Origin of the sequence: Pseudomonas sp. TMW22091, from assembly GCF_022496705.1 — a bacterium.
Lineage (GTDB): Bacteria > Pseudomonadota > Gammaproteobacteria > Pseudomonadales > Pseudomonadaceae > Aquipseudomonas > Aquipseudomonas saxonica.
On the sequence record NZ_SCFI01000003.1, the window covers coordinates 199,462 to 213,600 of the forward strand.

Here is a 14,139-nt window from a genome sequence, read left to right on the forward strand (position 1 = left end):
GCCCCCCTACGGTTGACTGACCAATTGCACGCCCCACAGCCGAGGCTTGGCAATAGGCCACGAGCGGTAACCTTCCAGGCGCTGCTGATAGGCGCCAATGGTGGTGCCGTTGTAGATGATCACCATCGGCACCTCTTCGATCATCATCGCGTGCAAGGCATCGAACAGCTTCTGACGCCTGGCCGTGTCGGTCTCGCGCACAGCCTCGCGCAGCATGGCTTGAGCCTGAGGGTTGTCCCAGACCTTGCGGGGCTCCTTGTCCTTGTCACCCATCACGGTGTCAAAGCTCAGTGCCGGATCAAAACGCGGCGAATAGGAGAACGACATCATTTGATAATTACCGCTCTGGTAACGCTCCAGCTGGGTGCCCCACTCCAGTGTCTCCATCTGGATATTCAACCCTGCCGCCTGGGCCATCGCCTGAGTCAGCACGCCCATGTCGAACATCTGCTGATAGCGCTTGTTGACCAGCATTTTGATTGGCTGACCGTGATAACCGGCCTCGCCAAGCAACGCCCGCGCCTTATCCAGGTCATAGGTGTAGCCCTTGCGAGCCACCTCATCGTAGTAAGGGCTGGTTTGGGGAATGGCCGAGTTGTTTGGCGTAGACAAGCCATTGGACAATGCCGCCACCATCTGCACGTAATCCATCGACAAGGCAATGGCACGCCGGATACGCACGTCTTGCAGCAAGGGATCACGGGTCTGGAATAACAGCCCGCAGATGGCCATGATCGGGCTGACCGATATGTTCAGGCCGGGCGTGGCCTTGAGTTCCTCGGCATCCAGCGCAGTGACATCAGGCAACAGGTCGACGCCCTTTGCCAACAAGGCTGCCTTGGCCGATGCCACATCGGGGATCACCACAAAGCGCACTTTATCCACCAACGGTTGTTTGTTGCCGGTGTAGCCGTCAACGGTGGCTTCGCTGCGCGCGCTGTACCCGGCAAAGCGGTTCAACTCCACATATTGCCCACGCTGCCAGTCACCCAACTGAAACGGGCCAGTGCCAATTGGGGCTTTCCACGTACCATCCGCGGCCACTGAATCAGGGTGCAAAATCCCACTGCCGCCGCAGTCAGGACGCGCCATCGACGCTAGAAACAAGCCATTGGGCTGGTCCAGTTGAAAGACCACAGTGTGGGGGTCAGGGGTAGTGATATCGACAACTTTGGCCCCGCCACGCCCATCAAACTCAGGCAAACAACGCCATTGGGTTTTCGGGTTCAGGTAGTGTTGCCAGGTCCATTTCACATCAGCCGCAGTCAACGATGCGCCGTTCTGAAACCTCACGCCATCTCGCAGCGCGAAGGTATAGGTCATGCCGTCGGGTGAGAGATCAATGCTTTTAGCCAGCAGCGGCCCTACGGATGCATCTTCACGATAGGCCACTAGCCCCTCGACCATATGCATGACCACTGCGTCTGTATTCTCGTCGCGATTGACACCCGGCTCAGTGCTGCGGATATCGGCATTGAGGCCGACTTTGATGACTGACGGCGATTCAGCCGCCTGTGCCGTGGTCGCCAGGGCGTAAAGACTCAAAGCCTGCACGCTGACGCTCAACGCTGTTTTAACAATGCTATGCACGGGAGAAGTACTCCATTCCACACAAGGAGATCCGGACGGTGGCAAAGGCCATGGACAGGGCCGGCGTTAGGGGTAGCGCTGAATTCATTGTTGTTCTTCTTGAAAGTCGATCCGGCGCAGTGAATGCGCTCGGCTCCAACATGGCTTAACACCAAGCGGATATGTATTTTTATAATCGCCAGAGCATAATTGCAGCCTGCTTTCGCCATTGCAATGTTTTTTTAGAATTTAAAATACATTGAAAAGCCAAAAACCAGCCGCCTGAGAGGCTCGGCAGGATTCTTGTTTTCACGACTTGCACAATCAACCGCCCGCCCCCGCACAGTCTCAGGCAACGGCCACGGGCCCACGCAGAGCGGCTTGTCAGGAAAAAAACCGGCCAAAGTGTGGTTTTACGTTACCCTTGAGCCAAACCTGAACCCACTGCCCTGTCTCTGCTTACGGCTGTCGCTCTATTTCTCATGCGCAAATTAATTGGCTTCACCTTATTTATTGCCCTTGTGGCCGCTGCCGCCGGTTATGGCGTGTGGACCCAAAAACGTGACGTCGGCCATTACCTGTCCGATCTGCGAATCCAGGTCGCCATCAATGACGGCGTCAATCAAGAGCGCGGCAATCTGCTGGGCATTGAGCCGGAACTGTCACCTCGTGATTATCAAAGCCTGGACCTCGTTCACTTGAAGCTGGGTGCTTACTTGAACAGTGCCCGCGAGGCCGGGCTGATCAATGACAAAACCATTGTGGTGCTACCTGAACACATCGGCACCTGGTTGGTATTTCGCGGTGAAAAGAATGAGCTGTATCAGGCCACCAATCTAAATGACGCCATGCTCTGGCTGGCTATTAGCAACCCACTGGACTTTGCCAACGCATGGCTGCGGGCTGACGGTGAAAGCCGGACCAACGACGCGCACCTGCGCATGAAAGCTGCCAGCATGGCCCGCGATTATCAGACCCTGTTTGGCGGGCTGGCCAAAGAATACGGCGTCACTCTGGTGGCGGGCAGTATCGCCCTGCCCGAGCCCCGCGTGGAAAACGGCGCCTTGCTGCCCGGCAAAGGGCCGCTGTACAACATCAGCGTGGTATTTGGTCGTGATGGAACGCCCCTCGGCACCCCGCAACCGCAACTGTTGCCCACCTACGAAGAGCAAAGCTATATCCAGCCCAGCCCCGACCACGAGCTGAATGTGGTCAGCACCCCTGCGGGCCGGCTGGGTATATTGCTGGGCAGTGACAGTTGGTACCCGGAAAACTACCGCACCCTCAACGATAAAGGGGCTCAGCTGATTGCAGTGCCGGCCTTTATCATTGGCCAAGACACCTGGCACAAGCCGTGGGGGGGCTATAAAAGCGTTTCGACACCGAGCGAAATCAGCCTCAAGCCTGGCGAGGTCAGCGAAGGTCAAGCTTGGCATCGCCTGACCCTCACCAGCAGCGTTCCCAGCAGCACGGCCCTGGCCGGGATCACGGTCTTTCATCGCGGCAAATTCTGGGACAAACGCAGTGTTGGAAACGGGTTCATCAGCCGCAATGGCCAGACCAGCCCGGACATCCCCGGTAAAGGCGCCCGACTGTTGAACATTTGGTTGTAAGCCCGTGAAACCGCTAACCATTCGCCTGGGTGACTTGTCGACAGGCTTTGTCGATTGCCTGGCAGACGCTGTGCGCAGCTATGGTTACAACCCACTGCCTTTACTGACTGAATACGGGCTGGACCCGTCGCGCCTTGCGCAGCCACTGGCGCGCTTGTCGATTCCCCGTTACATGCGCCTGGGGCACGCGGCAATTATGCTCACCGGCGAACCCGCACTGGGCTTGCGCATGGGCCAGGTCAGCCAGCTGCCGCACGCCGGGCTGGCCGGTGTCACCGCCGCGCAAGCCCCGACCGTGCGTGAAGCCGCCCGTACCTTGATTCGCTTTGAACCACTTTACGGTTCCAATTATCGGGGCCAGTCGAGCTTGCACGAAGACACTCAGGGTGCATGGCTGCGCTTTTATTCGATCAGCCCGTACAACGACTACAACCGCTTTGTGGTCGACTCGATTATCGCCGGCTGGTTGCAACAGCTTTCTTGCGTCGCAGGCGAGCCGTTGCTCAGCGAGCACATTGACATTGAGTTTGCTGAACCTGAATACGCCCAGGCATACAGCGCAATGAGTCACGCACCGATCAACTTTGGCGCACAGACCAATCAACTTCGCCTGAACCATGCCACCCTCGACCTGCGCAACCCTGTGCACTGCCCGAGCACGTGGGCGCACTTGCTGCAATTATGCGAACGCGAGCTGGAGCAAATGACCCGCACCCGCAGTCTGCGCGAGCGCATTACACAACTGCTGGGCCCGTTGCTCAACGGTGGCCATGAGCCCGGACTCGAAGAAGTTGCAGCACGCCTGAAGCTGCCCACCTGGACCCTGCGCCGCAAGTTGGCTGAAGAAGGTACGCAGTTCCGGGCGATTCTCAATGACACACGACGCGACCTCGCCATGACCTATATCCGTGATACGGAATTGGCCTTCGGCGAAATCGCATTTTTGTTGGGGTTTGCCTCACCAGAGGCGTTTCAGCGGGCATTCAAACGCTGGAACCGGGAAACTCCGGGAGAGTTCCGCCGTCGCCAGCGTCAACCTGTCTGAAGCACACGAGCCCTTGATTACAGCTCGGTAGCGTCTTCAGCAGGTTCCAGCGGATCCAGCTCGAAAGCCTGAAGCTCGAGCAGTTCTTCTTGATAGTCATCCATGGCTATATCCTCTTTAGGTCTATTCGTTTACGTCATGCCTGAGCGGCTTTGCAGGTGAGCTTAAAGTGCCCGCATGAAGAAAACATGACAGGCTCACAGGCACTTTCACTCCGCCCCCATAAACCTAGCAGACCTTTGTCGGGTTAGCCCTGCCTTATTGAGCGGACGAAGGCTCTACGACAGAGGGTGCAGGGGTTGCAGCCGGTTCTGGCTCAGGCAGGCTCTGTGGCAGCTCTGGCGTCACTACCGGAGCTTCTACGGGCGGCACGACCGGCGTAATGGGCGCAGCTTCCACGGGCGGCACGACCGGCTGTGAGCCGAGAGGCTCACTGATCACAGGCTCAGGCTCAGGCTGTGCAGGTGCAGGTGCAGGTGCGGGATCAACAACGGGAGCTGATTCGGCGGGAGCGATGGACTGCGCCGCAGGGGGCGTCTCGATTTTGGCAGGCGCGACCTCTGGCACACCCAGATCAGCCTTTGGCTTATCCGGAATGTGCGCCTCTTTCTTCACGTTCTTGGGCAAAAACACTTCGACCAGGGCGAAAAAGCGGTCATAGAACTGCGCTGAAGACACCGTCTCGCTGGCGACTTTAACCATAGAGTCATCAGACGATCCAATGGGCATCGATACCGAACCCAGCACACCCACACCCAGGCTGGCAGAATTGTTGACCTTCTTCAGCGCATAGCGATCCTGCAACGCGTTGGCAAACATGGTGGAGTGATGCGCCGCACCGCCATCGTCAGCACAGACAATGTTAAAGCTGATTTCCAGATGGCTTTCACCCGTCTGCTGGAAACTCTTGTGGCCACTGATCATTTTCGGATCGTTGCTGGTGATGATATAGCCCTGACTGAGCAGCGCCCGGCGGGCAGCCTCACACGAGGCTTTGTCGGTAACCGGGTAGTTACGCGAGAACGTCCCCGAATCATCGAAGTTTTCATTCTCGTAAACGGCTGCTTTCTTCGATGCACAACCTGCGATACCCACCAGCACAAGGGCTGTCACGACGGTACGCAAGGGAAATGACCTAAACATTGATGATCCTGAAAAGAACGGTACGGGGCGCATTGTGCATCAGTTCGTGTTAATCGGGCGCGCCAATCTCGAGAACGCGCCCTACCTGGCAGCTGATGAGCCATGGGAGGCTCGTGCGCTGCTACAGGATGAAGCCTGTGCGCAATTTTTTACAGGCACAAAAAAAGCGACCCTAAGGTCGCTTTCTTTGCAGCTTCAGAGAGTTCAAGGGCTCTGAAGCAAATATGGCGCAGCGGACGGGACTCGAACCCGCGACCCCCGGCGTGACAGGCCGGTATTCTAACCGACTGAACTACCGCTGCGTATCGCTCGGACTTGCGCCCGTTTGAAACTTTTAAAACCTGTGACTGAGCAGCTTCGGTGCTGTTCAATCGCAAGCCAGGCAAGCCTGACTTGTACAAATATGGCGCAGCGGACGGGACTCGAACCCGCGACCCCCGGCGTGACAGGCCGGTATTCTAACCGACTGAACTACCGCTGCGCGTCGGTTGGTTGCTCTTTTCAGAACACCCTTCTCTTTCGAGAAACTCAAGAAGTGGTGGGTGATGACGGGATCGAACCGCCGACCCTCTGCTTGTAAGGCAGATGCTCTCCCAGCTGAGCTAATCACCCTTTGCTTCGTTGAGGCCGCGAAATTTACGCAGGTATTGAACCTAAGTCAAGGACAAGATTGAGTTTTTTTCAAAAACAGCAAAAAAACATCCGACCTCAACCAGAGGAACATGCCTACTCCCCGTACACCATTTTCTTGCTCATACCGCCGTCGACCACAAACTCCTGCCCCGTGACAAAACCCGCATTACGCGAAAGCAGCCAGGCGACCATCGCCGCCACGTCTTCCACCGTGCCGACCCGACCTGCCGGGTGCTGTGCATGATCAGCATCGGTCAACGGCTCTGCACGCCTTGTGGAGGGGTCTCGCGCATCAATCCAGCCCGGGCTGACCGCATTCACCCTGATCTCCGGCCCAAGGCTGATCGCCAGCGCGTGGGTCAAGGCCAGCAAGCCGCCCTTGCTCGCCACATAAGCCTCGGTATCAGGCTCAGACTGGCGGGCACGGGTGGAAGCCAGGTTGACGATCGAGCCGCAATGCGCGCGCAAGTAGGGTGCGCAGTGCTTGGCCAGCAACATGGGGCCGGTCAAATTCACCGCCAGCACCCGATTCCAGTGATCGAGATCGAGGCTTTCGAGGGTCATATTGTGTGGGTCGGCAACCGCAGCATTGCTGACCAACGCATCAAGACGCCCAAACTGACCCAGTACTTGTGCCACGCACTGGATAACATCCGCCTCGACCGAAACGTCCATGGCCACAAACCAGGCGTTTTCACCCAGCGCCTTGGCCACTTTCGAACCGCGGGCGCGGTCAATATCGGTCAGCACGACTTGCCAACCTTCACTGATCAGCCACGCTGCAATGCCCAGCCCAATCCCGCGCGCGGCACCGGTCACCAGCGCAACCCGGCCATTACCGGCAACCGGCGCCTGTAGAGTCATCTCGATCACAGTGCTGCCAGACCCCGCGACAAATCGGCTTGCAAGTCACCGACATCTTCCAGCCCCACTGCAATGCGGATCAGACTGTCCCGAATGCCCGCGGCTTCACGCTCTTGAGGCGCAAGACGGCCATGAGAGGTTGTGGCCGGATGAGTGATAGTGGTTTTGCTGTCGCCCAGATTAGCCGTGATGGAAATCAGGCGGGTCGCGTCGATAAAGCGCCAGGCGCCCTCTTTACCGCCCTTGACCTCAAAACTGACCACCGCGCCAAAGCCACGCTGCTGGCGCTGCGCCAACTCATACTGAGGATGGCTGCGAAGACCAGCGTAATGAACCTTCTCGATACCGTCCTGCTGTTCCAGCCACTCAGCCAGCGCCTGAGCACTGGCGCAATGGGCACGCATGCGCAGATTCAGGGTTTCCAGACCTTTGAGGAAGATCCAGGCATTGAACGGACTGAGGGTTGGCCCGGCAGTGCGCAGGAAACCCACGATCTCTTTCATCAGTTCGCTGCGCCCGGCAACCACCCCGCCCATGCAGCGACCCTGACCGTCGATAAACTTGGTCGCCGAATGCACCACGATGTCTGCGCCCAGCGTTAACGGCTGCTGCAAGGCCGGCGTGCAGAAGCAGTTATCAACCACCAGCAGCGCGCCTTTGGCGTGAGCAATTTCGGCCAATGCGGCAATGTCGACCAACTCGGCCAACGGGTTGGACGGTGACTCGACAAACAGCAACTTGGTGTTGGGCTTGATGGCTGCATCCCAACCCGACAACTCGGCCAGCGGCACGTAATCGACTTCTACGCCAAACCGCTTGAAGTACTTCTCGAACAGGCTGATGGTTGAACCGAATACGCTACGCGACACCAGAATATGGTCGCCCGCGCTGCACAGGCTCATGACCACCGACAAAATGGCCGCCATGCCCGTCGCCGTCGCGACGGCCTGCTCTGCCCCTTCAAGCGCTGCAATGCGCTCTTCAAAAGCTCGCACAGTGGGGTTGGTGTACCGCGAATACACATTGCCCGCCACTTCGCCCGAGAACCGCGCTGCTGCATCGGCAGCGGTGCGGAATACGTAGCTGGATGTCAGGAACATCGCATCACCGTGCTCGCCTTCTGGCGTACGGTGCTGGCCAGCACGCACAGCCAAGGTGTCGAACGCTACGCCCTCAAGGTCGCTATTCAGCCGACCGGCATCCCAATCCTGACTCATGCTGCCCACTCCTTGCTTGTATTGATTGCTTTGTATGCAAATGCAAACCGGCCCATCAGGGCCGGTTTGGTAAACACTTAGTTGTTGTACAAGCCTATCGTCGCACCGACACCTTGAGCAACCACCTTGGAGGCATCGTTGCGCGCACGCTCGATTCGATCCAGATAGTTTTCATCAACATCGCCTGTCACGTACTTGCCGTCAAACACCGCGCAATCGAACTTGTCGATCTTGATCTTGCCGCCACCTACCGCATCAATCAGATCAGGTAGATCCTGATAGATGAGCCAGTCTGCACCGATCAACTCAGCCACTTCCTGGGTCGTGCGGTTATGGGCGATCAGTTCGTGAGCGCTTGGCATGTCGATGCCGTATACGTTCGGGTAACGCACCGCAGGGGCTGCCGAGCAGAAGTAGACATTCTTGGCGCCTGCTTCGCGGGCCATCTGAATGATCTGCTTGCACGTGGTACCACGCACGATCGAATCATCGACCAGCATCACGTTCTTGCCACGGAATTCAAGCTCAATGGCATTGAGCTTCTGGCGCACGGATTTTTTACGCGCAGCCTGGCCCGGCATGATGAAAGTACGGCCGATGTAACGGTTTTTAACGAAGCCTTCGCGAAACTTGACGCCCAAGTGGTTGGCCAGCTCCAGCGCTGCACAACGGCTGGTGTCCGGAATCGGAATTACCACATCAATATCGTGATCCGGGCGCTCGCGCAAGATCTTGTCAGCCAGCTTTTCGCCCATGCGCAGACGCGCTTTGTACACAGACACACCGTCGATGATCGAATCGGGGCGAGCCAGATATACGTGTTCGAAGATGCACGGCGTCAATTGCGGGTTTACCGCGCACTGACGGGTGTGCATCTGGCCATCTTCAGTGATGTAGACCGCCTCACCTGGCGCAAGGTCACGGATCAGGGTAAAGCCCAATACGTCGAGGGACACGCTTTCGGAAGCGATCATGTACTCGACGCCTTCATCGGTATGACGCTGACCGAAGACAATCGGGCGAATACCATTAGGGTCGCGGAAGCCTACGATGCCGTAGCCGGTGATCATCGCCACTACGGCGTAACCGCCACGGCAACGGTTGTGAACATCGGTCACTGCGGCGAACACGTCTTCTTCTGTCGGCTGCAACTTGCCGCGCTGAGCCAGCTCATGGGCGAAAACGTTAAGCAGAACTTCCGAATCGGAGTTGGTGTTGACGTGGCGCAAGTCAGATTCGTAAATCTCTTTGGCCAGTTGTTCAACGTTGGTCAAGTTGCCGTTATGCGCCAACGTAATGCCATAGGGCGAGTTGACATAAAACGGCTGTGCTTCAGCTGAAGTCGAGCTGCCAGCGGTTGGATAGCGCACGTGACCAATGCCCACGTTGCCGACCAGACGCTGCATGTGACGCTGATGAAACACATCACGCACCAGCCCGTTGTCCTTGCGCAGAAATAACCGGCCGTTATGACTGGTCACAATACCGGCAGCATCCTGGCCGCGATGCTGAAGGACGGTTAGCGCGTCATACAGCGCCTGATTGACGTTCGACTTACCGACGATACCGACGATGCCACACATGCGACGCAACCCCTACTTTATGGATCTGAACTGAACACCGCTCACTTGGGCTGGGTAGCCGGCAAGAGGTGCTCCTTGAACGGAATATCAGCAGGAACGCTGATTCCGCTGGCGAGCCACTGACTGCTCCACCCCAAAATGAGGTTTTTGGACCAGTCGGCAACCAATAGAAATTGTGGCACGAGCCGCGACTCCTGCCACCACGAGTCTTGCTGTACCGGCCCCAGGCTAAGCAGCCCGACCGCCACAACCACGAGCAATGCACCGCGTGCAGCGCCAAAGGCCATGCCGAGAAACCGATCGGTCCCGGAAAGCCCGGTGACGCGAATCAGTTCGCCGATAAGAAAATTGATCATTGCGCCAACCAGCAAGGTGGCGACAAACATGATGGTGCACCCAGCGATGACGCGGGCGGAAGGTGTTTCGATGTAGGCGGCCAGATACTGCGAGAGTGACCCACCGAACATCCAGGCAACGACCCCGGCAATGACCCAGGTGCACAGCGACAATGCTTCTTTAACGAAGCCGCGCTTCAAGCTGATCAAAGCGGAGATGGCGACAATTACAACGATCGCCCAGTCAACCCAGGTAAATGGCACGGTTCAGCCTACGGTCAGATAAGGCGGCGCATTTTAGCAGAGCGCCGCCACTCAGGTAAGCCGATTTATCACCGCACTCGCAATCAGATTGAACCTTTGATGGCTCTTAACCGCGCTCTGGCTGGAAGCGCACGACAAAACCCTTGAGATTTTGCTGCTTGCCGAGCATATCACGCAGACGATCGGCCTCAGCGCGCTCAAGCAAAGGGCCGACAAAAACCCGGTTCATTCCGCCTGAAGAACGTACGTATGCGTTATAACCTTGATTACGAAGGGTTTTTTGAAGGTTATCAGCACTTGCACGGTTAGACAGGCTCACCAATTGAACCGACCAGCTGACGGGCAGGCCATTGGCGTCTACACGCTTTTGCGTGGTATCGAGCTTGGCAGGCGCTTGTGCAACCGTCTGAGCCGGAGTGACCGCCGGTGGTTTGACTGCCGCAACCGGTTTGCTCACCACAGGAGCAGGTGCCGGTGCCGGTGCCGGTGCCGCAGGCGCCGGAGCAACCTGCTCTTGAGCCACTTCCTCTGGAGGGGCTGGCTCCTCGGCGATAGGCTGCGGCTCAGGCACGGCAACAGGCTCTACCTGAACCTGAGGCATCACCGGCACCTGAGGCGCCGTGGGTGCATCCACCTGGATTTGCCGTTGCTCATCTTCACGGGTGAACAGCATCGGCAAAAAAATCACAGCCAACGCCACCAACACCAGGGCACCGACCATCCGTTGCTTGTATACCTTATCCAGCAAAGCCATTTGCCGACTCCTCCGTGGCGCGCCGCTCCAGCCATTCGAGCGCTTGTGCGACGCAATAAAATGAACCAAACAACAAAATTTCGTCTTGCGGTGTAGCACGCTCGCACTGCGCTTGAAGTGCAGCATCAACACTGTCATACGCCAGAACCGAAGCCCCGAGGCGTTGCAGCGCAGCCTCAAGCTCCTCTGCCGGACGTGTGCGCCCAGTGTCCAGCGGCGCCACGGCCCAGTGGGTAACAACAGGCGCAAGCGTTGACACTACGCCATCAAGGTCCTTGTCCGCCAGCAAGCCAAATACCGCAAGGCGCTTTCCTGCCACCGGACGCTGCTGCAAGCGTTGAAGCAAATAGTGCGCTGCATGGGGGTTATGGCCCACATCAAGCAGCAAATTCAGAGTTTTACCCTGCCAGGTAAAGCGTCGGCGATCCAGGCGCCCGGTAACGTGCGTAGCCAGCAAGGCCTGAACGATCCGTTCAGGCTGCCAGGGCAAGTCCGTCAAGGCATAAGCCTGCAAGGCCAGCGCCGCGTTCTCCATTGGCAAATCCAGCAACGGCAAGTCTCGCAACTCAAGCGCGCTTCCCGCAGCACTCTGCCCTTTCCAGTGCCAGACCGCCCCAGCCACAGTCAGGTCAAAGTCACGCCCGCGCAAGAATAGCGGGCAGCCCAACTCACCAGCTTTATCAAGCAAGGGCTGAGGGGGTGCCAGATCGCCGCACAGCGCTGGTTTGCCAGCACGCATGATGCCTGCTTTTTCGTACGCCACTGACTCACGGGTATTACCCAGGTACTCCACGTGATCAACACCGATACTGGTGATCAACGCCATGTCAGCATCGACCAGATTCACCGCATCCAGTCGCCCTCCCAGGCCGACTTCCAGTACCACGGCGTCCAACTGTGCACGCTCGAATAGCCAGAAGGCTGCCAGCGTACCCATCTCAAAATACGTCAGCGAGGTTTCGCCACGCCCGGCATCCAGGGCCGCAAACGCCTCGCAGAGCTGTTCATCCGAGACTTCGGCACCGTCGATTTGCACGCGTTCGTTGTAGCGCAACAAATGCGGCGAGCTGTAAACCCCAACTTTCAGGCCTTGCGCCCGCAGCATTGAAGCTACAAACGCACAGGTTGAGCCTTTACCATTAGTTCCAGTAACCGTCACCACCCGAGGCGCGGGCTTGTGCAAGCCCATGCGGATCATTACCTCGCGCGCGCGATCCAGACCCATGTCGATGGCCGCTGGATGCAACTGTTCAAGATAGGCGAGCCACTCGCCAAGGGTGCGCTGGGTCATAGGTTGGCTGGCGCCGGCGGTACTACGATGGTTTCAACAGGCGGCGCGACGAATACCGGGGTCGGCAAGCCCATCATTTGTGCCAGCAAGTTACCCAGACGTGGGCGCAGCTCCTGACGGGCGATGATCAGGTCGATTGCGCCGTGTTCCAGCAGGAACTCACTGCGCTGGAAGCCTTCAGGCAACTTTTCGCGCACGGTTTGCTCGATAACACGCGGCCCGGCAAAACCGATCAGCGCTTTGGGTTCAGCCACGATCACATCGCCGAGCATCGCCAAACTGGCCGATACACCGCCGTACACCGGATCAGTCAGTACCGAAATAAACGGAATACCTTCTTCACGCAGACGCGCCAGCACCGCAGAGGTCTTGGCCATTTGCATCAGGGAGATCAGGGCTTCCTGCATACGCGCACCACCCGAGGCCGCGAAGCAAATCATCGGGCAGCGGTTTTCGAGTGCGTAGTTGGCGGCGCGAACAAAGCGCTCACCCACGATCGCGCCCATCGAACCGCCCATGAAGGAGAATTCAAACGCCGACACCACCACCGGCATGCCCAGCAACGTACCGCTCATCGAGATCAGTGCGTCCTTCTCACCGGTCTGCTTCTGCGCGCCGACCAGACGGTCTTTGTACTTTTTGCTGTCGCGAAACTTCAGGCGATCAACAGGCTCCAGGTCAGCACCGAGCTCTTCGCGACCTTCGGCGTCCAGGAAAATATTGATGCGGGCACGCGCACCAATGCGCATGTGGTGATTACACTTAGGGCAAACGTCCAGGGTCTTTTCCAGCTCAGGACGATAAAGCACAGCGTCACAAGACGGGCATTTGTGCCACAGGCCTTCAGGTACCGAGCTCTTTTTGACCTCGGAACGCATGATCGAAGGAATCAGCTTGTCTACCAACCAGTTGCTCATGCTTTTTTTCTCCAGTACCGGCGACCTGAACACTTGGGTTCAGGCCCCGTGTATGCCCTTGAGCTAATTTCAATAGATGTACGGCGATGATGCTCGAAGGCAGCGGTCAGCACAGGGCAAACCAGCATAACCCCCAAGAAACCCTCAGCCTTCCCGACAACACGCTCCAGAGCGGCTGCCATGTTAATTTTTGCCCGTCAAACCACAGGGCCCGTCTGCTTTTCACAGCGGTATTGATGGACGGTGGCAGACTGCCAACCGTCACATCACGTATCAGTTTGTTGCACGCACCTTGCGCATGAAGTCACGAATCTTGTCGTGATCCTTGATGCCTTTGCTCTTTTCGACCCCGCCACTGACATCAACGGCATAAGGACGCACCTGAGCAATGGCCTGTACGACGTTGTCGACTGTCAAGCCGCCCGCCAGGATGATGGGGCGGGATAAACCTTGCGGTATCAAAGACCAGTCAAACGCTTGACCAGTTCCCCCCGGCACGCCCTCGACATACGCATCGAGCAATATACCGCTGGCACTTGCATAGGCATGGCAAGCACCGGCGATGTCGTCGCCTGCCTTAACTCGCAGGGCTTTGATGTAAGGACGGTGATAACCCTCACATTGCTCAGGGGTTTCATCGCCGTGAAACTGCAACAGGTCCAGTGGTACGGCATCAAGTGTTTCGTTGAGCTCGCAAGCACTTGCATTAACGAACAACCCGACCGTCGTCACAAAAGGCGGCAGCGCCGCAATGATGGCCCGCGCTTGCACTGCGGTAACAGCCCGAGGGCTTTTTGCGTAGAACACAAAGCCGATGGCGTCAGCACCGGCCGCAACCGCAGCCAGTGCATCTTCTATGCGGGTAATACCGCAGATCTTGCTGCGAACAACGGACATCTCGATAACACCCC

General features: G+C 57.7%; 12 protein-coding genes and 3 tRNA genes. 2 read left to right on the forward strand and 13 right to left on the reverse strand.

Features of this window, described 5'->3' with window-relative positions:
- Positions 1-6: 6 nt before the first annotated feature.
- Complete coding sequence (locus EQV93_RS07465; RefSeq protein ID WP_240891259.1) at positions 7-1,590, reverse strand: ABC transporter substrate-binding protein; 1,584 nt, start codon at positions 1,588-1,590, stop codon at positions 7-9.
- Positions 1,591-2,051: 461 nt separating this feature from the next.
- Here EQV93_RS07465 and EQV93_RS07470 point away from each other — a divergent pair, with 461 nt between their 5' ends.
- Together EQV93_RS07470 and EQV93_RS07475 are read left to right on the forward strand one after the other, a co-directional pair.
- Entirely contained in the window at positions 2,052-3,182 is a 1,131-nt protein-coding gene (locus EQV93_RS07470; protein ID WP_122782344.1) for a carbon-nitrogen hydrolase family protein, read from the forward strand.
- Between the two features lie 4 nt (positions 3,183-3,186).
- Entirely contained in the window at positions 3,187-4,227 is a 1,041-nt protein-coding gene (locus EQV93_RS07475) for an AraC family transcriptional regulator (RefSeq protein WP_240891260.1), read from the forward strand.
- 258 nt (positions 4,228-4,485) lie between these two features.
- Here the strand turns inward: EQV93_RS07475 and EQV93_RS07480 are convergent, their stop codons facing one another.
- The 12 genes from EQV93_RS07480 to EQV93_RS07535 form a co-directional block, all read right to left on the reverse strand.
- Positions 4,486-5,370, reverse strand: a complete 885-nt coding sequence (locus EQV93_RS07480; RefSeq protein ID WP_240891261.1) for a DUF2242 domain-containing protein — start codon at positions 5,368-5,370, stop codon at positions 4,486-4,488.
- A gap of 225 nt (positions 5,371-5,595) precedes the next feature.
- Positions 5,596-5,672, reverse strand: a tRNA-Asp gene (locus EQV93_RS07485).
- A gap of 102 nt (positions 5,673-5,774) precedes the next feature.
- Positions 5,775-5,851, reverse strand: a tRNA-Asp gene (locus EQV93_RS07490).
- Positions 5,852-5,906: 55 nt separating this feature from the next.
- Positions 5,907-5,982: transfer RNA gene (locus EQV93_RS07495), tRNA-Val, on the reverse strand.
- Positions 5,983-6,096: 114 nt separating this feature from the next.
- A complete protein-coding gene (locus EQV93_RS07500) occupies positions 6,097-6,867 on the reverse strand; it encodes an SDR family oxidoreductase (protein WP_272492570.1) in 771 nt (256 codons plus the stop codon).
- 5 nt (positions 6,868-6,872) lie between these two features.
- Positions 6,873-8,084 carry an O-succinylhomoserine sulfhydrylase gene (locus EQV93_RS07505; RefSeq protein ID WP_122782340.1) on the reverse strand — a complete coding sequence of 404 codons (1,212 nt, stop codon included), beginning with the start codon at positions 8,082-8,084 and terminating at the stop codon, positions 6,873-6,875.
- A gap of 77 nt (positions 8,085-8,161) precedes the next feature.
- Positions 8,162-9,667: an amidophosphoribosyltransferase gene (gene purF / locus EQV93_RS07510; RefSeq protein WP_122782339.1), complete on the reverse strand. Its 1,506-nt coding sequence runs from the start codon at positions 9,665-9,667 to the stop codon at positions 8,162-8,164.
- Positions 9,668-9,708: 41 nt separating this feature from the next.
- The gene (locus tag EQV93_RS07515) at positions 9,709-10,266 is read right to left on the reverse strand and encodes a CvpA family protein (RefSeq protein ID WP_122782338.1); all 558 of its coding nucleotides are present in this window, start codon (positions 10,264-10,266) and stop codon (positions 9,709-9,711) included.
- Between the two features lie 106 nt (positions 10,267-10,372).
- A complete protein-coding gene (locus EQV93_RS07520) occupies positions 10,373-11,020 on the reverse strand; it encodes an SPOR domain-containing protein (protein WP_240891262.1) in 648 nt (215 codons plus the stop codon).
- The gene (gene folC / locus EQV93_RS07525; protein WP_146426011.1) at positions 11,004-12,311 is read right to left on the reverse strand and encodes a bifunctional tetrahydrofolate synthase/dihydrofolate synthase; all 1,308 of its coding nucleotides are present in this window, start codon (positions 12,309-12,311) and stop codon (positions 11,004-11,006) included. The genes EQV93_RS07520 and folC overlap by 17 nt, the downstream gene beginning before the upstream one ends.
- On the reverse strand, positions 12,308-13,228 hold the full coding sequence (gene accD, locus EQV93_RS07530; RefSeq protein WP_122782335.1) for an acetyl-CoA carboxylase, carboxyltransferase subunit beta: 921 nt from the start codon (positions 13,226-13,228) through the stop codon (positions 12,308-12,310). Before accD ends, folC begins: the two co-directional genes overlap by 4 nt.
- Before the next feature lie 273 nt (positions 13,229-13,501).
- On the reverse strand, positions 13,502-14,125 hold the full coding sequence (locus tag EQV93_RS07535; protein ID WP_122782334.1) for a phosphoribosylanthranilate isomerase: 624 nt from the start codon (positions 14,123-14,125) through the stop codon (positions 13,502-13,504).
- Positions 14,126-14,139: the final 14 nt, after the last annotated feature.